This is a genomic window from Saccharothrix sp. BKS2 (assembly GCF_047689505.1).
Taxonomy (GTDB): Bacteria; Actinomycetota; Actinomycetes; order Mycobacteriales; family Pseudonocardiaceae; genus Actinosynnema; species Actinosynnema lopnurensis.
In genome coordinates this window covers 22,035-41,875 of record NZ_JAUQOL010000004.1, presented here as the reverse complement: position 1 = coordinate 41,875, position 19,841 = coordinate 22,035, and the positions used below count along the sequence as shown (strand labels likewise).

At 73.9% G+C, this 19,841-nt stretch carries 19 protein-coding genes, 1 tRNA gene and 1 pseudogene; 12 read left to right on the top strand and 9 right to left on the bottom strand.

What is annotated here, in order from left to right; genetic code table 11:
• Positions 1-38 precede the first annotated feature (38 nt).
• The 3 genes and pseudogenes from Q5530_RS08715 (at position 39) to Q5530_RS08705 (ending at position 1,503) form a co-directional block, all read left to right on the top strand.
• Complete coding sequence (locus tag Q5530_RS08715; RefSeq protein ID WP_415361728.1) at positions 39-245, top strand: heavy-metal-associated domain-containing protein; 207 nt, start codon at positions 39-41, stop codon at positions 243-245.
• Between the two features lie 147 nt (positions 246-392).
• Positions 393-993: pseudogene (locus Q5530_RS08710) on the top strand (heavy metal translocating P-type ATPase); the annotation flags it as partial.
• 270 nt (positions 994-1,263) lie between these two features.
• Positions 1,264-1,503, top strand: a complete 240-nt coding sequence (locus Q5530_RS08705; RefSeq protein WP_380634579.1) for a hypothetical protein — start codon at positions 1,264-1,266, stop codon at positions 1,501-1,503.
• Positions 1,504-1,587: 84 nt separating this feature from the next.
• Here the strand turns inward: Q5530_RS08705 and Q5530_RS08700 are convergent, their stop codons facing one another.
• From Q5530_RS08700 to Q5530_RS08690, 3 genes are all read right to left on the bottom strand, one after another.
• Entirely contained in the window at positions 1,588-1,791 is a 204-nt protein-coding gene (locus tag Q5530_RS08700) for a cold-shock protein (protein ID WP_380634580.1), read from the bottom strand.
• Between the two features lie 214 nt (positions 1,792-2,005).
• Entirely contained in the window at positions 2,006-2,833 is an 828-nt protein-coding gene (locus tag Q5530_RS08695) for a glutamate ABC transporter substrate-binding protein (protein WP_415361727.1), read from the bottom strand.
• A 161-nt stretch (positions 2,834-2,994) separates the two neighbouring features.
• On the bottom strand, positions 2,995-3,840 hold the full coding sequence (locus tag Q5530_RS08690) for an oxygenase MpaB family protein (protein WP_415361726.1): 846 nt from the start codon (positions 3,838-3,840) through the stop codon (positions 2,995-2,997).
• Positions 3,841-3,978: 138 nt separating this feature from the next.
• Between Q5530_RS08690 and Q5530_RS08685 the strand changes: the two genes are divergently transcribed.
• On the top strand, positions 3,979-4,443 hold the full coding sequence (locus Q5530_RS08685) for a hypothetical protein (protein WP_415361725.1): 465 nt from the start codon (positions 3,979-3,981) through the stop codon (positions 4,441-4,443).
• Positions 4,444-4,620: 177 nt separating this feature from the next.
• On the opposite strand, the gene Q5530_RS08680 is transcribed toward Q5530_RS08685, so the two are convergent.
• Together Q5530_RS08680 and Q5530_RS08675 are read right to left on the bottom strand one after the other, a co-directional pair.
• On the bottom strand, positions 4,621-5,841 hold the full coding sequence (locus Q5530_RS08680; RefSeq protein ID WP_415361724.1) for a hypothetical protein: 1,221 nt from the start codon (positions 5,839-5,841) through the stop codon (positions 4,621-4,623).
• Positions 5,842-5,887: 46 nt separating this feature from the next.
• Positions 5,888-6,433 (bottom strand): TetR/AcrR family transcriptional regulator, encoded by a 546-nt coding sequence (locus Q5530_RS08675; RefSeq protein WP_415361723.1) that lies wholly within the window; start codon positions 6,431-6,433, stop codon positions 5,888-5,890.
• Positions 6,434-6,490: 57 nt separating this feature from the next.
• Between Q5530_RS08675 and Q5530_RS08670 the strand changes: the two genes are divergently transcribed.
• Complete coding sequence (locus tag Q5530_RS08670) at positions 6,491-7,516, top strand: FAD-dependent monooxygenase (protein WP_415361722.1); 1,026 nt, start codon at positions 6,491-6,493, stop codon at positions 7,514-7,516.
• Here the strand turns inward: Q5530_RS08670 and Q5530_RS08665 are convergent.
• Positions 7,513-8,367, bottom strand: coding sequence for an exodeoxyribonuclease III (locus Q5530_RS08665; RefSeq protein WP_415361721.1), 855 nt, complete (start codon positions 8,365-8,367; stop codon positions 7,513-7,515). The two genes, Q5530_RS08670 and Q5530_RS08665, sit on opposite strands and share 4 nt — an antisense overlap.
• Positions 8,368-8,541: 174 nt before the next feature.
• Positions 8,542-8,617: transfer RNA gene (locus Q5530_RS08660), tRNA-Lys, on the bottom strand.
• 182 nt (positions 8,618-8,799) lie between these two features.
• Here Q5530_RS08660 and Q5530_RS08655 point away from each other — a divergent pair.
• From Q5530_RS08655 to phoU, 7 genes are all read left to right on the top strand, one after another.
• Positions 8,800-9,270, top strand: coding sequence for a superoxide dismutase (locus Q5530_RS08655; RefSeq protein WP_415361720.1), 471 nt, complete (start codon positions 8,800-8,802; stop codon positions 9,268-9,270).
• Between the two features lie 54 nt (positions 9,271-9,324).
• The gene (locus Q5530_RS08650; protein ID WP_415361719.1) at positions 9,325-9,519 is read left to right on the top strand and encodes a hypothetical protein; all 195 of its coding nucleotides are present in this window, start codon (positions 9,325-9,327) and stop codon (positions 9,517-9,519) included.
• A gap of 175 nt (positions 9,520-9,694) precedes the next feature.
• Positions 9,695-10,843, top strand: coding sequence for a tRNA dihydrouridine synthase DusB (gene dusB, locus Q5530_RS08645; RefSeq protein ID WP_415361718.1), 1,149 nt, complete (start codon positions 9,695-9,697; stop codon positions 10,841-10,843).
• Positions 10,836-11,294: a hypothetical protein gene (locus Q5530_RS08640; RefSeq protein WP_415361717.1), complete on the top strand. Its 459-nt coding sequence runs from the start codon at positions 10,836-10,838 to the stop codon at positions 11,292-11,294. The genes dusB and Q5530_RS08640 overlap by 8 nt, the downstream gene beginning before the upstream one ends.
• Before the next feature lie 179 nt (positions 11,295-11,473).
• Positions 11,474-12,337 (top strand): GGDEF domain-containing protein, encoded by an 864-nt coding sequence (locus tag Q5530_RS08635; RefSeq protein WP_415361716.1) that lies wholly within the window; start codon positions 11,474-11,476, stop codon positions 12,335-12,337.
• A 1,476-nt stretch (positions 12,338-13,813) separates the two neighbouring features.
• A complete protein-coding gene (locus tag Q5530_RS08630; protein WP_415361715.1) occupies positions 13,814-16,507 on the top strand; it encodes an LCP family protein in 2,694 nt (897 codons plus the stop codon).
• A gap of 79 nt (positions 16,508-16,586) precedes the next feature.
• The gene (phoU, locus tag Q5530_RS08625; RefSeq protein WP_380643222.1) at positions 16,587-17,255 is read left to right on the top strand and encodes a phosphate signaling complex protein PhoU; all 669 of its coding nucleotides are present in this window, start codon (positions 16,587-16,589) and stop codon (positions 17,253-17,255) included.
• A gap of 81 nt (positions 17,256-17,336) precedes the next feature.
• On the opposite strand, the gene Q5530_RS08620 is transcribed toward phoU, so the two are convergent.
• Both Q5530_RS08620 and Q5530_RS08615 read right to left on the bottom strand, forming a co-directional pair.
• Positions 17,337-18,134: an ESX secretion-associated protein EspG gene (locus Q5530_RS08620; RefSeq protein ID WP_415361714.1), complete on the bottom strand. Its 798-nt coding sequence runs from the start codon at positions 18,132-18,134 to the stop codon at positions 17,337-17,339.
• Complete coding sequence (locus Q5530_RS08615; RefSeq protein ID WP_415361713.1) at positions 18,131-19,735, bottom strand: hypothetical protein; 1,605 nt, start codon at positions 19,733-19,735, stop codon at positions 18,131-18,133. Before Q5530_RS08615 ends, Q5530_RS08620 begins: the two co-directional genes overlap by 4 nt.
• Positions 19,736-19,841: the final 106 nt, after the last annotated feature.

Sequence of the window (19,841 nt, the reverse complement as noted above, 5' to 3'; positions counted from 1 at the left end):
ATCCTCATCGGCAGGAACCGAAGAGGAACGAGGGGCTCATGTCCGTCACCAGCACCTACACCGTCACCGGCATGACCTGCGGTCACTGCGTCAGCTCGGTCACCGAGGAGCTGACCGCGGTCGACGGCGTCACCGACGTGGACGTGCGGCTCGACAGCGGCGCGGTCACCGTGACCAGCTCCCGCGAGCTGTCCCGCGACGAGGTCCGGGAGGCCGTCACCGAGGCCGGGTACCAGCTGGCGTGAGCCCGACCACCACCGGCGCCGGGCACCGCGTCGAGCGCAACCGGCTGGACGGGGTCACCGCCTCGGTCAACTACACGACCGGGTGGGCGAGCGTCGAGCTCCCGGCGGGCGTGGAGGTGGCGGACCCGGTCGCCGCGGTGCGGGCCGCCCCCGGTCGTCGACTTCGCCAACCACGCGGGCGTCGGCGTCACCGCGGTCCTGGACGGGCGCGCGGTGTTCGCGGGGCGGCCCGACGGGGTGGAGCTGCCCGACGACCTGGCCGCGCTGGTCCGGGAGTGGCGCGGGCTGGGCCGAACGGTGATCGCCGTCGTGGTCGAGGACCGGCCGCCGGGCCTGCCGGCGTTGACCGATCGGGTGAAGCCGACCAGCGCCGAGGCGGTCCGGGCCGCGCGCGCTCGGCCTGGAGCCGATCCTGACGACCGGCGACGGGATGAACGACGCGCCGGCGCCGGCCGACCCGGGGCCGGCGGTGGGCACCGGCGCGGACGCGGCGATCGAGGCGAGCGGCCTGACGCCGGCGCGGGGCGACCTGCGGGTGGTGGTGGACGCGATCCGGTTGTCCCGTCGGACCCCGCGCACCGTGAAGGGAAATCTTTTCCGGGCGTTCGCCTACAACGTTGCGGATTTGCCACTTGCGGCGCCCGGATTGCCCAACCCCGCGCTCGCGGGCGCGGCGATGGCGTTCTCCAGCCTGTTCGTGGTCACCAACAGCCTGCGCCCGCGCGGGTTCCGGGCATCGGTCGGCTGAAATTTCGAGCCAACCCACTCCCCAGGCCCGCGTGCGCGTGCAACAATCCGTTTTGCTGACACACCCCCGGTCAGCACCTGTGGAGATCCCCTCCGGCCCCCGCGTTCCTCCCCCTGGCGCGGGGGCCTCTCCCTGCACACATTTGTGACCCACGCCACAGTTCGTGCCCGTCCGCAATCCAACCGTTATCGTGTCGCCGTGCCTCTTGGATCGCTTGGACGCTCGAAGTCGGGCCGTCACCGCCCGCCTCAGCGCGAACAGGATGAGCTCGTGCCCGACGAGGAGCTCCAGACCTACCTCGCGGCGCTGGCCCCCGAAACCGCCGACCCGGAGACGACCGGGGCCGGAACCAGCTTCGGCAACGCGCAGGTCTACCAGCTCCGCCTCCAGCTCGTGGCGAACGAGCAGCTGAAGGAACTGGCCGCCGAGCGGCAGACCTCCCCCCAGGCGCTGGCCACCGAGTGGGTCATGCAGCGGCTGGAGTGGGAAGCCCGTCAGCGCGGCTTCTAGGACACCCGCGGGACCCACCACCCGCGCGAGACGACCCGGGCCCCCGACCGTTGCCGGTCGGGGGCCCGCGCCATACCGGAAGGGTCAGACCTTGCGCACGTTCTGGGCCTGCGGGCCCTTGGTGCCCTGACCGATCTCGAACTCGACCCGCTGGTTCTCGTCCAGGGTCCGGAAGCCCGAGCCCTGGATCTCCGAGTAGTGGACGAAGACGTCGGGCCCGCCGTTCTCCTGGGCGATGAAGCCGAAGCCCTTCTCGGCGTTGAACCACTTGACCGTGCCCAGTGCCATGTACCTGCCTCCATCGCAGGGATGCTTGGGGCTGCACCGTGCAGCCCCGGCCGTCCCGGGCGACTCCCCCGCTACCTGCAGCGGGGGGCGGCACGCCCGCGTGTCGTTCCGCGAGCGTGAGACACGAACACAGAAACCACGGCCTGCACCACCGAGCGTATCGGTAGGCCATGCCCGAGCACTACCACTCGGATGGCATCCGTCAACCGGTGGGTTACTTCTCGGTCACCTGGGGTGGCTCCGGCAGCTCCAGTTCCGACTGGCCGATGTTGCGCTCCAGCGCGGCCCGCCACTCGCCCGATTCGACCATCCGCTCGATCGCGGCGTTGACCGCCGACCGGCCCTCCAGGTCGTCCTTGGCCAGCCCGACGCCGTACCGCTCGGTGGTGAACGCCTGGCCCACGACCTTGAGCAGTTCGGGGTTCTCGGCCACGTAACCTGCGAGGATGACCTCGTCGGTGGTCACCGCGTCCACGTTCTCGGCGAGCAGCGCGACGACGCAGTCGGAGTACTGGCCGTACTCGACCAGCTGCACGTCCTGCGCGAACTCGTCCTTCACCTTCTGCGCGGAGGTCGACCCGGTCACCGAGCACAGCTTCTTGCCGTTGAGCGTCTCCGGGCCGGAGATGTCGGTGTCGGTGAAGCGGACCAGCAGCCCCTGGCCGGTCTGGAAGTACGGACCCGCGAAGGTGACCTGCTCCTTGCGCTTGTCGGTGATGGAGTAGGTGGCCACCACGAAGTCCACCTGGCCCTCGGCGATCAGCCGCTCCCGGTCGGCGGAGCGGGCCTCCCGCCAGGTGATGCCGGACTCCTCGACGCCCAGCCGGCCCGCGATGTACTTGGCGACGTCCACGTCGAAGCCGACGTACTTGCCGTCGAGCCGGCGCTGCGCCATGCCGGGCTGGTCGAACCGGATGCCGACGGTGAGGGTGCCGTCCCGGGCCTTGCCCGCCAGGGTGTCGTCGCCCGGTCCGCCGCAGGCGGCGCCGAGGGCCAGGGCCGCCACCAACGCGGTCGCGGGCAGCAGTCGTCGGAACAGCATCAGCTGCGTACCTCTCGGGGGCTCGGTAACGCTCGGGCGCGGCGCGGATCGGCGCGCCGGACGTCATCCATGCTAGGCAAACCCATTGAGACGCCTTATGCGACGAAGGTCGCACTGGTCCGAACCACCAGGTTTTTCCTCGTGGGGGCGATGTGTGATCCCTATGACGGCAGCAGCGCGCGCCTCGGCGCGGCGTGGCGGCCGAGGCGGCCGAGGCGGCGCACCGCTTCGTTCACGTGACCTTCGGGCACGCTCCACCTGATCGGGCCGGGCACCGCCAGGGCGGCGGCGCGGGTGGCGCGCAGCAGCGCGGTCGCGACCGGCTCCGGGTAGGGGCGGTGGCCGTGCAGCGCGGTGGCCCACGGCGGCAGCAGCGAGTACGCGAGCCGGCCGAGCAGCGGCTCGTAGGCGCCCAGGGCCAGGCGCGGCGGGCCGGTCAGCGGCGGGCGGAGCAGGAACCGGCGCACCAGCTCGGAATCGGCGGTGCGGCGCAGCTCGGGCAGCACGCCCGCGAAGTAGTCGGCCACCGCGCGGGCGCTGCCGGGCACCTCGTCCTCGTGCAGGCCGACCAGGGCGGCGGTGCGGCGCTGCTCGTCGTAGTAGCGGTCGACCTGCGCGTCGGTGAGCCGGTAGCCGGCGCGGCGCACCACCTCGACGAAGGAGTGCACCTCGGCGCAGTGCACCCACAGCAGCAGCTCCGGGTCGTCGACGCGGAACGTGCGGCCCGAGGCGTCGGTGGCGCGGAGGGTCCGGTGCAGGCCGCGGACGCGGGCGGCGGCCTCGTGGACCCGCGCGGTGGGGCCGTAGCTGACCGTGCCGACGAAGCTCGCGGTGCGGCGCAGGCGACCGAGCGGGTCGCGGCGGAAGTCGGAGTTCTGCACCACGCCCGCGACCGCGCCCGGGTGCAGCGACTGGAGGTGCAGGCTCGCGATGCCGGCCACCCACATCGCCGGGTCCGCGTGGAGCTGCCAGGTCACCGTGGCGGGGCCCAGGATGCCGACGTCCATCCCCCGATCGTGGCACCGGTGGTGGTCGCGGGTCCACGGTCGGGGAATCTCCACCTTCCCGAAGGGGCTGCCGGGTAACGACTTCCGCCGCGCGGACGATTCCACGTGACACCGTGGACCGTGGGATCGGGTGCTGGGATGAGCAGTGGCAGACGGACCGCCTTCGCCGGCACCGCGCTCGCGCTGGCGATCGGCGCGGTGGTGGTCGTGGTGCTCTCGGTCGAGCCGCGACCGGTGGACGTGCGGCGGGTCGACCTCGGCCCGGTCGAGCCCGGCGTGCTCAGCGCCACCTACACCACGACCATCGTGGCGCAGCGCTCCTCCACCGCCGTCGAGGTGATCGCCCCACCGGCACCGCGCCCGGCGCCCCCGAACCCCGACTCCACCACCGCCCCCGCACCACCCCCTCCTCCCCCACCTCCCCCTCCCAACCACCAGACCTGCACCCGCACCCACCCGCCCGGCAAGCCCTGCCGCCCGGACCACGGCCCGGACCACCCCCGGCGCCACTGCGACCGGCTGCGCGAGCACGGCCTCCCGGACCTCTCCGCAGCGGGCCGCCACCCCCGCCCACCCCACGACCTCTGCCGCACCCGTCCCTAGGGAACCCGCGCGAGTCGAACGCTCAAGACGACCGTGTCGAACGTTCAGGACCCCCGAGTTCGTCATTCGCGCACCCCTCGGACCCCCGCCACCGCGTTCCGAACGCAGAACTCGGGGGTCCCGGGTGTTCGACACGGTGGGTCTGGGCGTTCGACTCGCGCGGGTGGGACGCTCCGGTCAGTAGGTGAGCAGCCCCGAGACCCGGGTCAGCGGGTTGCCCGCGTAGCTGACCACGGCGCCGTCCTCGAACGGCATGGCGCGGATGCTCATGCCCGCGAACCCGGCGTCGGTGACGAACCAGCCCCACGTGGTCAACCACGGCCGGTCGTCGCCGGGCACCTCGTCCGGCGTGGGCCGCACGCGTTCCTGCACCACGTACGCGTCGCCCTCGACCTCGTCGAGCAGCGCGGCCCACTCCCGGTCGGTGACGAGCCAGCCGGGGTGCACGCCCTTGGCCGCGAACTCGCCCGCCGACTTGACGATCAGGTTCTCCCGGTCGGCCCGGACCTGGTCGCGCGGCACGTCCTTGAGGTACCGCGTCCACGGCAACAGCTTGTCCACCAACGCCTTCTCCGCGTCGGTCAGCTCCTCGCGGCGCTCCGACAGCAGGGCGAGCGTCGACTTGTTGTCGTAGTAGTAGGACGACAGGGGCGTGTAGAGCTCGGTCTTGTGGCCCTTGGTGAGCACGTCGGCGTACCCGACGGCCTGCTTGGCGGAGAAGTACCGCACGGCCACGTCCAGCTTCGTGCCCCGCAGGTGGAGGTGGCCCTCGCGCACGGTCAGCTCGTGCAGCTCGCCGAGCAGCACGTCCACGCCGTGGTGCGCGCACGCTTCCTGGATGCTCGCGAAGCCCTTGGCGAACCGCGCGAGCATCCCGCCCTCCTCCAGGAAGGCGATGGTCCGGTCCCGCCCCACGGCGTCGAGCAGCTTCTCGATCGGGTTGTGGTGGCCCAGCCCGTGCGCCTGCGCGAACGGCTTGAAGTCCGGGGTCTCCTGCATGACGCGCGCCAGCTCGCCGAGGTCCACGCCGCCCAGGTGCGCGCCCGCGTTCAGCTCCAGCAACCGGAACCGGTCACCCACGCGGTAGAGGTCGGCGCGGCCGTGCCTCGGGGGCCGGTCGGCGCTCATCAGCGCGGCCTCCTCGGGCGGGATGCCGAGCGCGGCGGCGTAGCGGGTGAAGCTGCCGCCGAAGAACCGGGCGGGCAGGGTGGAGAGCAGGTCGAACAGGGCGAGCACGTCGGCGGCGATCTCGTGCGCGACGGAGTCCTGGAGGAAGAACGGCCGGCCGACCAGCCGGTGCCCGTAGTTGGCCTCGAAGCACGGGGGTAGGTCGAGCCGGCCCATCGCCCCGTGCACGCCTTCGTCGGACAGGTAGGACTGGGTCACGCGGTCGGTCACGGCTGCTCCTCGCTGGGTCGGGTCGCGGCACATGATGTCGGAGCGGTCAGCCGGCGAGAATCCCCCGAAGCACCGCGTGGATCGCCCGCTCGGGGTCGAACCCCGCCCGCGGGTTGGCCAGCTGGTTGGACAGCAGGCCGTCGACCACGGCGAGCAGCACGGCCAGGTCGGCGGGCGGGTCCGGGCAGCCCAGGGCCGTGACCAGGGGCAGGGCCCAGGACGCGAGCTCGCGCTGGGCCGCGTCGACGTGCTCGCGCAGTTCCGGGCGCCGGGCGACCTCGACGAACAGGGCGTGGCGGGCGAGGGTGGTCGTCCGCTCCGCGACCAGTTCGGTGACCAGGCCGCCCACGGCCCGCGCGAAGGACTCCGGCGTGGTCACGTCGCGGGCCAGCGCGCCCCAGATCCCGGTCTCGCGCTCCAGCAGCCGGCGCAGCACGGCGGCGACCAGGGCGTCGCGGGTGCGGAAGTGGTTGGACGTCGAACCCTGCGGCAGCCCCGCCTCGGCGTCCACGGCCCGGTGGGTCAGCTGCCGCGTGCCGCCCGCGCCGAGCACCCGGATCGCGGCGTCGAGCACCTGTCGTTGCCTGGTCATCGGCCTGGACACTACACCCGTAGTCACTGGCACTACAGGTGTAGTACGGTGGCCGGCATGAGGAGTGCCGCGGTGATCGGGGGCGGGGTCGGCGGCTTGGCCGCGGCCATCGGGTTGCGGCGGGCCGGGTGGCGCGTCGTCGTGCACGAGCGGGCGGCGGCGCTGCCGAATGTCGGCACGGGACTCGGGATCTGGCCGGCCGCGCTGGGGGCGCTCGACCGGCTCGGCGTGGGCGACGCCGCGCGCCGGGCCGGTCGGCGGCAATCGGGCGGGGTGGTGCGCAGGCCCGACGGGATGATCCTGGGCCGGCTGGGAGTCGACGGGGTGCGCCTGATCACCAGGCCCGCGCTGCTGCGCGTGCTGGCCGACGCCCTGCCGGCGGACGTGATCCGCTTCGGCTCGGACGCCGACCCGGGTTCCTGCTCCGGGCACGACCTGGTGGTCGGGGCGGACGGCGTGCACAGCCGGGTGCGTTCCGCCCTGTTCGACGCCCGAGTCCTGACCTGCGGCGCGGTCGGCCTGCGGGGCACCGTGGACGTGCCGGTCGAGGTCGGCGGCGAGACGTGGGGCCGGGGCGTGAAGTTCGGCCTGACCCCGCAGGCCGACGGCCGCACCAACTGGTACGCGATGACCCCGCCGACCGGTGACCTGTCGGTGTTCCGGGACTGGCACGACCCGATCCCGAGGGTGGTCGCCGAGGCGCGCGACGTGCTGCGGCACGACCTGCTGCGCCTGTCGCCGCTGCCGTCCTACGTCAGCGGTCGGGTGGCGCTGCTCGGCGACGCCGCCCACGCCATGACGCCCGACCTGGGGCAGGGCGCGTGCCAGGCGATCATCGACGGCCTCGTGCTGGCCGAGTGCCTGACCGGCCCGTCCGTCGAGGCGGGCCTGCGCGAGTACGACCGCAGGCGGCGGCGCGCCACCCAGCGCCTGGCGTTCCTGTCGTCACGGCTCAACGACCTGGCCCGGGTGCGCAGGTTCACCGGCGCGCGCGACCTGGGTCTGCGCCTGGCGCTGGCCCTCGCGCCGAAGCCCGGGTCGTCGTGGAGCGAGGACCTGGAGCCGGACGAGTTGGCCGGCTAGCGGGGCGCCCTGATCGACTTGCCGCTGCGCGGAGCCGACGGCGGCGGCACCACCGGCCCGATGTCCCCGTCCGGCGCCTCGTCGAGGTCGACGAACACCGGCGCGTGGTCGCTGGGCCCGGTGCCCTTGCGCGCCTGCCGGTCCACCCACGCGGCCTTTGCCCGCGCCGCCACGGGATCGGAGGCCAGGACGAGGTCGATGCGCATGCCCAGGTCCCGGTGGAACATGCCGGCGCGGTAGTCCCAGTAGCTGAAGACCCGCTCGGTAGGCCACCGGTCCCGCACCACGTCCCGGAGGCCGAGCGCGTGGAACTCGCCCAGCGCCGCGCGCTCGGCGGGGGTGACGTGCGTGTGACCCGCGAACGCGGCCGGGTCGTAGAGGTCGGCGTCGGCGGGCGCGATGTTCACGTCCCCGCACACCATGACGTCCCCGGGCCCTTCGGCCACCACGTCCCTGAGCGCCTTGAGCCACTCCAGCTTGTAGCGGTAGTGGTCGGAGTCGACCTCACGCCCGTTGGGCACGTAGACGGAGTGCACCCGCACCCCACCGCAGGTGGCGGCCACCGCGCGGGCCTCCTGGTCGGGGAAGCCGGGCCCATTCGCCAGCCCCTTGACCACGTCCTCCAGCCCGACCCGGGAGAGGATCGCCACCCCGTTCCACTGGGTCTGCCCGTGGACCGCGGCCTCATACCCGCGACGGGCCAGCTCCTCGCCCAGCAGGTCGTCGAAGGCGGCGTCGGCGAGCTTCAACTCCTGGAGGCACACCACGTCGGGGCGCCTCTCGTCGAGCCAGGGCAGCAACCGCGGTACCCGCTGCTTGACCGAGTTCACGTTCCAGGTAGCCACGCGCACTTGGTCAACGTTAGCGGCGTGCGGGTGCTTGTGCTGCACAGGACGCGTTGGTTGGTTGTCGGCACGGGACGGGGGCTGATCCGCTCCTCCAGCCCGGCCTGTCGGGCTGCTACCGGGTCGGTGTTGGGTGCGGCAAAGGCATGACTGAAGCCCCAGGTCTGGGACCTGAGGCTGTGGTGGGCCGCCAGGGGCTCGAACCCTGAACCCGCGGATTAAAAGTCCGCTGCTCTGCCAGTTGAGCTAGCGGCCCGTGGTCCAGGCTAGTGGACGGCGGCGCTTTCGTTCGACGGTGGTTGGGGCGTGGCGCGCGCCACACCCGGCCTTCGGGTGGAGTGGGCGGCGGTTCTCGGCTGGGCGGTGGGCGTCGGCTCAAGTCCACCGGAACGGGTGATCATGCTGGAAGGCCGTCGTTCCGCCGGTTAAGCAGGTTCCATGCACCTCGCCATGGCGCTCGCCCTCGCGGGCTCGTTGCTGCCCGTCTCCGGTGATCTGACCAGCTACGACCCGCGCGTGCCGGACGGTGCCCGCGCCTCCGTGCTGTCCACGCCGGTGGCCGGTGGGACCTACGTGCTGCTGCGCGCCACCGGGCTCCTGCCTCACCGCGACTACGGCGCGCACGCCCACGTGAACGCCTGCGGTCCCTCGCCCGCCGACGCCGGGCCGCACTACCAGCACGTGCCGGGTGGGGCTACCGATCCGGCGTTCGCCAACCCGCGCAACGAGATCTGGCTCGACTTCACCACCGACGCGCGGGGGCGGGGTTGGGCGTACGCGCGCCTCGACTGGCGGTTCGGTGAGCGGCGTCCGGGCTCCGTGGTGCTGCACGAGGAGCACACGCACACCGAACCGGGGCAGGCGGGCACCGCGGGGGCTCGGCTGGGGTGCCTGACCGTGCCGTTCTGAATTCCTGTCGGCTGGGTGTCCTGCCGGAGTTCCGGGGGGCGCGGGGTGGCCCGGGTGGCGGCGTTGGCCGCGGTGGGGTTCGCGCGGGTGGAGGGGACGCGTCGGTGGGCGCGGGCGTTCCCGTCGGTGGACCACCCGGCGTCCAACGCGGTGTGCCGGCGGGCCGGGTTCGCCTTCCTGGGAGAGGTGGACTTCGAGTACCCGGCCGGTCGGCCGATGCGGTGCAACGACTGGGGGGTGGAGCTGTGATCGCACGGTGAGGTGCGGTGGGGGTGATCGGGTCGGGCTTGGACGCCGGGCTGGGGTGCTGCCCGGCTGAGGGGTCGTCCGGCCGAGGTGCTGCCCGGCCCGAGGAGCGCGGTCCGGGGCGGGGATTGCCCGTGTGGTACCCGCCACTGCCCGTGCTGGGCGACAATGGACGGCGATGTCCACCGCCCTGCACACCACCCAGCCCCTGAGGATCGGCCCGTACCAGGTCGATCCCGCCGTCGTGCTCGCGCCGATGGCGGGGATCACCAACGTCGCCTTCCGACAGCTGTGCCGGGAGTTCGGCAGTCCCAGCTCGCTCTACGTGTGCGAGATGATCACCGCTCGGGCCGTGGTCGAGCGCGACTCCAAGACCATGCAGATGATCACCTTCGGCGAGGGTGAGCGGCCGCGGTCGATGCAGCTCTACGGGGTTGACCCCCGGTCCATGAGCGAGGCCGCCAAAATCATCGTCGCCGAGGACCGCGCCGACCACATCGACATGAACTTCGGCTGCCCCGTGCCCAAGGTGACGCGCAAGGGCGGCGGGGCGGCGCTGCCCTACAAGCGGCAGCTGTTCCGGCAGATCGTGCGCGCCGCGGTGCGGGCCGCCGAACCCGCCGGGGTGCCGGTGACGGTCAAGTTCCGCATCGGCATCGACGAGGACCACCTCACCTACCTCGACGCCGGCCGCATCGCCGAGGACGAGGGGGCGCGCGCCGTCGCCCTGCACGCGCGCACCGCGGCCCAGCGCTACTCCGGCCGGGCCGACTGGTCCGCCATCGCGCGCCTGAAGGAGGCCGTCACGAGCGTCCCGGTGCTCGGCAACGGCGACATCTTCAGCGCCCACGACGCCCTGCGCATGGTCGCCGAGACGGGCTGCGACGGCGTGGTCGTCGGGCGCGGCTGCCTCGGCAGGCCGTGGCTGTTCGGCGAGCTCCAGGCGGCTTTCCGGGGTGAGCCGATCCCGCCGGGACCGCGGTTGGGCGAGGTCGGCGGGATCCTGCGCCGGCACGGCCGGCTGCTCGCGGACTTCCTCGGCGAGGACAAGGGCGTCCGCGACCTGCGCAAGCACATGGCCTGGTACCTGAAGGGGTTCCCGGTCGGCGCGGAGCTCCGCCGCTCGCTCGCCATGGTCTCCACCCTCACCGAGCTGGACGACCTGGTCGGCCGGCTCGACCCGACCCTGGGGTTCCCCGACAGCGCCGACGAGCCGCGCGGCCGCCAGGGCTCGCCGGCCCGGGTCGTGCTGCCCGAGGGCTGGCTGGACGACCCCGAGGACGCCACGGTGCCCGTCGGCGCCGACGAGCTGCACTCGGGTGGCTGACGTGGTCCTGCGCGGCGTGCTGGCCGCGGCGTGCGCACTGGCGCTGACCGCCTGCGGGGCGCAGGTCGCCGGCACGCCGCGCCCCCTGGAGGTCACCGACGTGGAGCGCGAGCTGGTCTCGGGCTACTTCACCGACCTCAACGACGCGGGCGCGCAGGGCGGGTCCGAGCAGCACGACCTGCTGCGCGACACCCAGCACCCGGACTTCGTGGACGAGGAGTGCGAGCCGCCCGCGGGCACCCTCAGGGTGCGGCCGACCATGTCCACGCTGCGCCTGGACCCGACGTGGACGCCGCCCGGTGAGGACGAGCACCCGCGCGGCGTCGTGCTGGTGGTGGCGGTGACGCTGACCGTGCTCCAGGACGGCGCCGAGGTCGGCAGCCAGATCGGCTCGCAGCACGTCGTGCTGCTCAACGGCAAGGTGTACGGCTTCGCGCCCTGCGTCAATTGAGCCGATGGGCGCCCGTTGACCACGCTGAGCGAGCAAGATGACACCTCTATCACGCAAAGTCACCACTTCGGAGCAGTGCACGGTCAACCAGTAGGGGGAAATCCCTCTATGACGCGTCCCGCCGGCTCAAGCGCCGCGTCGGATCAGACGACACCTTGGCAAGTAGGGAGGTGAGCACGATGACCGCACTGCGACCCGAGGTCGCCGAGTTCGACCGCGACGGTCGACACGAAGCGGATACCGCCGTGGCCGAGAACGACGGGCCGGGACTGGTCCAGCTGCACGAGTCGATCGCCACGCTGCTCGCCTCCCGCGGGCAGTGGCGGCAGGCGTACCAGCACCTGCGCTCGGCGTTCGACCTGGTCTACGCCGACCAGGACGACCCGCCGCAGGTCCCCGAGCAGCTGCGCCGGGAGGTCGACCGGCTCCGCCGGGAGCACGCCGAGGCGCGCGAGCAGAGCCTGCGCGACAGCCTCACCGACAGCTACAACCGCCGCTACCTCGACGAGCGCCTGGTGGACATCGTCGCCGCGCGCGGTTCGACGGCGGCCGGGCTGGCCATCGCGCTGATCGACCTCGACTGGTTCAAGCAGGTCAACGACACGTTCGGGCACCTGCTGGGCGACCGCGTGCTGCAACGCGTGGTCGAGCTGCTCCAGGAGGACCTGCCGGAGGGCGGTTTCTGCGCCCGCTACGGCGGCGAGGAGTTCGTCCTCGTGCTGCCGGACACCCCGGCGTCGGTGGCGGTCGAGATCGCCGAATCGGCGCGGCTGCGTGTCGAGCGTCACGCCTGGGCTTCGCTGGCCCCCGGTTTGCGGGTGACGGTCAGCATCGGGTTGGCTTACGAACCGCCCGCCGGGGACTCGTCGACGCGTCCTCCGGTCGCCCCCGAGCAGCAGCTGCTGCGCGCGGACAGCCTGCTCTACACGGCCAAGCAGTCCGGACGCAACGCGGTCGCCTACCGGGAGAACGGCCGGGTCCGGCTGGCGGGTGCCGCTTCCGGGCGACGCGGGATCGCCGAACCCCGGGTCGCCGGTTACTGACACCAGACGGCCACTCACCCTTTCAGGCGTAGTCTGCTGCGCGTAACCGAGCACTGCCGACCCCTGTATCACCGGGAGTGGTCGTCAGGACTGGCGGTCATCCGTAGTATCGCCAAGGCAAGTGACACGCCGTTGGTGCAACCACTGTGTCCTTGCTGTCGTCAACTCGTGATGACGACCCACTAGTGACAGACGCTGAAGGGAGACCGGGTGCCCGACGAGCCCCGCCGTGGCGGCACCGGACCCGGAGGTGACCAGGCCCCGCAGGACGACCAGCCGACCGGCCGTCGACGCAGGTCGCTGGACGACGGCGGACTGAGCGTGTCCGACCTGCTGGAGCAGCACAGCCGCACGGACCTGCCCCGCCCCGTCCCCCCGCGCACCGGCCCCGAGGAGCCCCGCGGACCGCAGAACGGTCGGTCCGCGGAGAGCACCGGGCGGCGGGCCGCGCCGGAGCGACCGGCGCCGGAGCGACCGGGCGGGCCGGACCACTTCGCCCCCGGGGACACCGGCACCCACCCCGGACCGGCCAACGGCGCACCGCCGGTGGACCGCAGGCGCGGTGCGCCTCCCCCCGCGAACGACTTCTTCTCCCCCTCGGGCGAGGGCACCGGCACCCGGACGCCCCGACCGAACCCGGAGGACACCGGGCGACGTCGGCGTGCCGAGGAGCGCCCCGGCGACTTCGCCGAGGGACCGCGACCGGCGAACGGCTACGCGGGCGGGCCGGAGCACCGGCGCGACGCGGGACCTGGCGACGCGGGTCTGGGCAACGCGGGCCTCGGCAACGCGGCGGGATTCGGCAACGCGAGACCTGGCGGCGTGGGACCCGGTGGTGCGGGACCCGGTGGTGCGGGACCGGGTAACGCGGGGCCTGGTGGCGCAGGACCCGGCGGCGCGACATCCGGCAACGCGGGACCGGGCGGTGCGGGACCGGGTAATCCCGGACCCGGCAACGCAGGACCCGGCGGCGTCGGTGGCGAGGCGAGCAGGCGGTTCCCGGCTCCCGGCCGCAACGCGGAGAGCACCGGCCGGCGCGCCCGACCGGAGGCCCCCGGCCCCGACGGCGCGGGCAGGCGCTTCGCCGACGACCCCGCGACGGGCGGCCCCGGCCGGAGGCCGGAAGGCGATGTCGACCGGAGGCCGGAGGCCGGCCAGGACCGCAGGGCGGAGGCCGGGTTCGACCGCCGGACCCCGGACGCACCGCGCCGCCCCGTGGACGACGGCCTACGGCAACCCGTACCCGTAGACCCGCACCCGCGACCCGAGCACTTCACCGGCGCGCCGGCACCTCACCCCGGCGAGGGCACCGGTCGACGGCCCGTCGACGGACCGCGTCCCGGCGAGCACACCGGCCGGCGCGCGCGTCCGCCCGTGCCGGGCGAGGGCGTCGGACCGCGCCCCGGCCCCGAGGGCACCGGCCGCCGGCCCCACCCGGGCGCACCGCGCCCCGACGCACCCCACCCCGGCGAAGGAGTGCCCCACGGCGCTCCGGGCCGTCGGCCCGCCGACGGCAGCGGCCCCCGCCCGGACGACCTCGGCGGCCCGCGTCGCGCGGCGGAGGGTCCCGGCCCCGAGGGCACCGGCCGCCGGCCGCGCCCCGAGGTCCCGGGACGTCCCGGCGAGGACGTGACCGGCCACCGGCTTCCCGACGGCAGCGGCCCGCGCCCGCGACCCGAGAACCTGGACGGTCCCCGCCGCCCGGTCGACGGCCCCCGCCGCCTGGCCGACGGGCCCGCACCCGAGGGCCCGCGTCTCGACGGCCCGCCCCTCGACGGCACCGGCCGGCGCCCGCGCACCGACCTCCCCGGCCGACCGGGCGACGACGTCCCCGGCACCGGCCGCCGACTCCCCGACGGCAGCGGTCCGCGCCCGCGGCCCGACGACCTGAACGGCCCCCGCCGCCCGGTCGACGGCCCCGGACCGGAAGGCACCGGCCGCCGTCCCGCGGAGGGCGGCCCGCGCCGCCTCGCGGACGGCCCCGCGCCCGACGGCACCGGCCGACGCCCACGTCCCGAGGTCCCCGGCAGGCCCGGTCCGGTCGAGGGCGCGACCGTCGAGCCCGGCGGACGCCGCCCGGTCGACGGCTTCGGCGAGGACGCGACCGGCCACCGCCTCCCCGACGGCAGCGGCCCGCGCCCGCGCACCGACCTCCCGGGCGCACCGCGCCGACCCGTCGACGGTCCGGGACCTGAGGGCACCGGCCGACGCCCCGCACCCGGCGACGGCCCCCGCAACCGACCCGAGGACGCCGACGGCCCGCGTCGCCTGGCGGAGGGCGGCGCGACGCACCCCGCGGTCGACGCGCCCGGTCGCCGGTTCGCCGAGGACCCCGCCGCGGCGCTCGACCAGGGCCCCGCGGTCCCCGGTCCCTCGGTTCCCGGTCCCGTCGCCGCCGGTCCGACGGCGCGCGCGCAGATCGACCTGAGCCTCACCACGGAGATGGAGGCCATCAGCGACGACGTCAAGAAGCGCCGCGAGGTCGACCACACCCTGGCGCGCTTCTCCGCCGTCCACGACGAACTGGCCGAGCAGGAGCGGCAGCGCAAGGAGCGCCGCCAGAAGCTCATGCCGTGGAAGGCCGACCACGACGAGGACGCCACCGAGTACGCCTCGCCGGTCGAGGGCCCGGACGACGGTGACGACGACCGGCCGCGCGGGCACGTGCGGACGGCCCAGCACAGCAAGATCGTCAAGTCCGTCAAGGCGGTCGCGCTGGCCGCCGCGGTGCTGGTGTTCGTGTCCACCGGTGTCGGGTGGGGCGCGATGCTCTACATCGACAGCAAGATCGTCGAGGTGGACGCGCTCGGCTCGAACTCGGCCGCCGTGCACCAGGCCGAGAAGCAGCTGGGCGACGAGAACTTCCTCATCGTCGGCTCGGACACCCGCGCGGGCGCCCGACCGGAGGACGGCGTCGGCGACTCGGAGGCGGAGCCGGGCGCGCGGTCCGACGTGCTGATGCTCGCCCACATCCCCGCCGACCGGAAGCGCATGGTCGTCGTCTCCGTGCCGCGCGACCTGCTGATCGAGCGGCCCGACTGCGAGCGGTGGGACCCGTCGACCGGCGAGTACACCGGTGAGCAGCTGGCCCGCGAGTCCGACGTGAAGGCCAACGAGCCTTACGCGGTGGGCGGTCCGCAGTGCGTGGCCAAGTTCATGACCGAGCTGACCGGCCTGGAGATCAACCACTTCATCAGCGTCGACTTCAACGGCTTCAAGGGCATGGTCGACGCGGTCGGCGCGGTGACGGTGTGCGTGCCGAAGCCGATGGTCGACGAGCAGCTGGGCACCATCTTCGACAAGGCGGGCAAGTACGACATCGGCGGCACCAAGGCGCTGGACTACGTGCGCGCCCGCAAGGTGTCCGGCGAGGTGCTCGGCGACTACGACCGCGTCACGCGGCAGCAGCAGTTCCTGTCCGCGTTGCTGCGCAAGGCGATGTCGTCGGAGATCCTGCTGAACCCGGGCAAGCTCAACGGTTTCCTCAACGCGTTCGCCTCGGCCACCGTCGGCGACAACATCGGCGTGAACGACATGCTCACGCTCGCCCAGTCGCTGCGCAGCCTGGAGGCGGGCCGGGTCAGCTTCGTCACCGTCCCGCACGACACCGAGGAGGGCGAGACGCTCTCGCACGAGGACAACGTCGAGGTGCTCCGGGTTGAGGACACCAAGGCGCTGTTCCAGGCGATCATCGACGGCACGCCGCTGCCCAAGGAGAAGGCCGACACCAGCGCGCCCGCGGACCAGGCGCAGCAGCAGGCGCCTGCCCCCGGCCCGCGCCAGGGCAAGGTGGTCGACCCGAGGGGCCTGAAGATCCAGGTGCGCAACGGCGACGAGGACGCCGACGGCGCGGCGGGCCAGGCGACCGGCGAGCTGGAGGACCTGGGCTACCAGGTGGTGTTCAGCGGCAACGGCGAGGCCGTCGACAAGACGATCATCAAGTACAGCGCGGGCGGCGAGGACATCGCGGAGACGCTCAAGGCGTCGGTGCCCGGCGCGACGCTGGTGGTCGACCCGTCGATGGGCGGCGCGGTGGAGCTGCTGATCGGTCCCGGCTGGGACGGGGTCGTCCAGGCGCCGCAGGGCGCCCCGGCCGGCGATCCCGGCAAGGCGGCCCCGCCCGAGGACCTGTCCGTGGTGAACGCGGCCGTCGACCCGTGCGCGGGCTAGTCGACTGGACGTCCCGGGTTCACCACCGGTTCACCGGGGTGGGTCGCTACCGCGATGACCGGTCCGTAGGCTGACGGCCATGCGCGAGGCTTACCACGACCAGCTCGGACAACTCGCCGGCCAGCTCGCGGACATGTGCGCGATGGCGGGCGACGCGATGGAGCACGCCACCCGGGCGCTGCTCGGGGCGGACCTCGCCCTCGCCGAGCAGGTGATCGGCGACGACATCAAGATCGACGACCTGCGCGCGGGGATCGAGGAGCAGTCCTACGCGCTGCTGGCTCTCCAGGCGCCGGTCGCGACCGACCTGCGCACCGTGCTCGCGGTGATCCACGCCGCGGAGAGCGTCGAGCGGATGGGCGACCTGGCGCTGCACGTGGCCAAGGCCGCGCGCCGCAGGCACCCCAACCCCGTGCTCGCCGACACGGTGCGGCCGTACTTCGCCGAGATGGGCCGCATCGCGGTGGAGCTGGCGCGGGAGGCGACCGACATCATCCGCACGCAGGACGTGGCGCGGGCGCGGTCGCTGGAGGACGCCGACGACGCGATGGACGACCTGCACCGCCACCTGTTCACGATGATCATGGACAAGGAGTGGGCGCACGGCGTGCCGTCGGCGGTGGACACCACCCTGCTCGGCCGGTTCTACGAGCGGTTCGCCGACCACGCGGTGTCGGTGGCCAAGCGGACGGTCTTCGTGGTCACCGGTCGGATGCCGGGCTACGGCGGCGGCACCGACGAGGCGTAGTCCGACGCCGCTCCGACCCGGCTGCGGACCAGCCGGGTCGGGCTCGGTCGAGCCGGTCGGGCTCGGTGAGCGCCGGTCTGGCTAGGTGAGCAGGGCGCCCAGCTCCTGGGCGAGCTGGGCGGCGATGCGCGCGTTGTCGGCGGGGGCGTGGGTGAGCCACTTCTGGCCGTCCTGCCCCTGCCGCGTCTGCGACATGTAGCGGCCCTGGTCGTTGTCGAACCAGGCGACCTGCGGGGCCCGCTGCTCCCGGCCGTGCCTGCCGCGCACCGTGACGCCGAACTGGCCGGCGCGCAGCCGGGGCCGCTCGAACACCGCCTCCAGGGCGCGGACCTGCGTGCCCGCGGTGGAGCGCGGGGCCATGGCGCGGGTGAAGGTGGCGCCGCCGAAGTCCTCGTCGCGGGTCGGCCGCGGCGGTGGCGCGGCGGACGGCACCGGCACGGTGACCGACTGGCCGGGGCCGGGGCGGCTGTTGGGGACGAGGTCCACGAAGGTGCGCACGAGCGCGGCCGAGCGGATCAGGTCGACCTTGATCTGCCGGTCGTCCATCACGGCGACCGCGGCGCGCTCACCGACCGCGCCGCCGCGGGCCAGCAGCTGGCGCTCGACGTTGCGGGCGTCCAGCGAGGCGACCGCGTTGAGGCAGAAGTCGAACCGCACGAGCAGGGTGAGCCCCTCCGCCACCTCGGGCGCGACCCGGCCGCGGCGGGCCAGGCCGCGCGACTCCAGGTCGCGGTGGACGGCGGCGCGGATGCCGCCGCGCTCGTCCACGGTGCGCCCGAGGTAGGGGAAGTCGAACGGGTAGGGCCGGCTGCCGAGCTCCAGGTCCTCCCAGAGCACGTCGGCCGCCGCGTGGGACAGGGAGAACGAGAACACGCTCATCCGCCGATGACCGGCGGGGCGACCATGGTGCCGTCGCCGAAGACGTCCTCGGTCTCCACCAGGTACGAGGCGGCCTTGTGGTCCTTGTCCTCCTCGCCGCGGCCACCGCCGGCGCCCGCGCCCATGCCACCCACGGCGCCCGCGCCCGCCGCGCCACCGCGACCCGCCGCGCCGCCACCGGGGCCGAAACCGCCCGCGCCCGCGCCGCCCGCACCGGCACCGGTCCGCCCGGCCTCGCCGAGCGCGCCCGCGCTGCCGCCGGGACCGAACCCGCCGGGACCGCCCAGGCCGCCCGCGCCGCGTCCGGCCGCCGCCAGGCCGCCGGGACCGCCCAGGCCACCACCCGCGCCACCGCCGCCCGCGCCGCCACCACGACCGCCGCCCGGACCTCCGAGGCCGCCGGGACCGCCGCCACCGGGACGACCGCCGGGCGGGGTCAGGCCGGGCGGGCGGTAACCGGGGGGACGGTTGCCGGGGCCGGTGCCGGGACCGTTGCCCGGACCGCGGCCGGGCGGGTACGTGCCCGGCGGGTAGATGCCGGGAGGGTTGATGCCTCCGCCGCCACCGGGCGGGGTGTAGCCGCCACCACCGCCACCACCACCGCCGGGCGGGGTGTAGCCGCCGGGACCGCCCCAGCCGGACTGGTTGGTGGTGTTGCCGCCGCCGGAGAAGTCGCTCGGCCCGGTGCCGGTGCCCGTCCCGGTCCCCGTGCCGGTGCCGCTGGGCACGGTGGGGCGGCCGTTGACCTCGCCGGTGCCGGGAGGGTTGTTCTCGCCGCTGCCGCCGGTGCCCGTCATGGCGGGGGGCGGGGTGAAGGCGGGCATGGCCGCGCCCGACTCCTGGAAGCTGGTGGCCATCGTGGTCATGACCTCGGCCGCCCGCTCGTGGGCCTGCTGCTTCTCCTCGAACTTCTGCTCGATCTGGTCGATCGTCTCGGCCCACTTGAACGGGTTGGGCTCGGAGAAGAACATGCGGTAGGCGTCGGCGGTGCTGAAGTCGACCGGCTCGGGCATGGTGTTCTTCGCCGTCTCGGCGGCTCGGCTCTGGTCGAACAGCTTGGTGCCGGTGAGCTGCGCGCCCTGGGCGGCGTCGCCGGCCCAGGTGGAGACGCCGGCGAAGTAGCCGCGCGCGGACTCGGCGGCCTGGCCCTGCCAGGCGTCCTTGCTCGCGTTGGTGGCGCCGGTCAGGTCGGTCTGGAGCCTGGCCAGGGTGTTGCCGACCTTGTTCCAGGCATCGCCCTGGAGGTTGGCCGAGGCCGGGTCCATGTTCTCGTTGACCATGGCCTTGAGCGCCGGGTGGTCGTGGCCCAGGTAGTGCTGGCACGAGGAGGACATCGGCGGCCGGTACTGCTCGACCGTCTGCGCCAGGCGCTGCTGCTGGTCCTGGAACTGCTGGTTCAGCGCCGCCTGGTCGCGGACGTTCTCGACCACCGCGCCCAGCGTCGGGAACAGGCCGCCCTGCTGCCTCGCGTCGTCGAGGTTCTGCTGCTGCTGCTGATCGAGCTGTTCCTGCTGGTCGCCGGAGTAGTCGATCTCGCTAGCGTCGCTGTTGTGGTTCGAGTTCGGCGGCGTCACGACGTCCTCCCCTGCTTGCTTCGACAACTCGGCCTCGATCACCGCAGCCGACCCGGTCGCGGGCTTCACGGTACCGGGTGCCGGCGAGCCGTGTCCCGCCTATGACGGAGCAGGCCGACGACCGGTTCCCCGG

Bases quoted from the DNA above. Each gene is read 5' to 3' on its own strand.
- Q5530_RS08715 (WP_415361728.1), top strand. From the start codon at position 39: ATGTCCGTCACCAGCACCTACACCGTCACCGGCATGACCTGCGGTCAC.
- Q5530_RS08700 (WP_380634580.1), bottom strand. From the start codon at position 1,791: ATGGCACTGGGCACGGTCAAGTGGTTCAACGCCGAGAAGGGCTTCGGC.
- Q5530_RS08695 (WP_415361727.1), bottom strand. From the start codon at position 2,833: ATGCTGTTCCGACGACTGCTGCCCGCGACCGCGTTGGTGGCGGCCCTG.
- Q5530_RS08690 (WP_415361726.1), bottom strand. From the start codon at position 3,840: ATGGACGTCGGCATCCTGGGCCCCGCCACGGTGACCTGGCAGCTCCAC.
- Q5530_RS08685 (WP_415361725.1), top strand. From the start codon at position 3,979: ATGAGCAGTGGCAGACGGACCGCCTTCGCCGGCACCGCGCTCGCGCTG.
- Q5530_RS08675 (WP_415361723.1), bottom strand. From the start codon at position 6,433: ATGACCAGGCAACGACAGGTGCTCGACGCCGCGATCCGGGTGCTCGGC.
- Q5530_RS08670 (WP_415361722.1), top strand. From the start codon at position 6,491: ATGAGGAGTGCCGCGGTGATCGGGGGCGGGGTCGGCGGCTTGGCCGCG.
- Q5530_RS08655 (WP_415361720.1), top strand. From the start codon at position 8,800: ATGCACCTCGCCATGGCGCTCGCCCTCGCGGGCTCGTTGCTGCCCGTC.
- dusB (WP_415361718.1), top strand. From the start codon at position 9,695: ATGTCCACCGCCCTGCACACCACCCAGCCCCTGAGGATCGGCCCGTAC.
- Q5530_RS08635 (WP_415361716.1), top strand. From the start codon at position 11,474: ATGACCGCACTGCGACCCGAGGTCGCCGAGTTCGACCGCGACGGTCGA.
- phoU (WP_380643222.1), top strand. From the start codon at position 16,587: ATGCGCGAGGCTTACCACGACCAGCTCGGACAACTCGCCGGCCAGCTC.
- Q5530_RS08620 (WP_415361714.1), bottom strand. From the start codon at position 18,134: ATGAGCGTGTTCTCGTTCTCCCTGTCCCACGCGGCGGCCGACGTGCTC.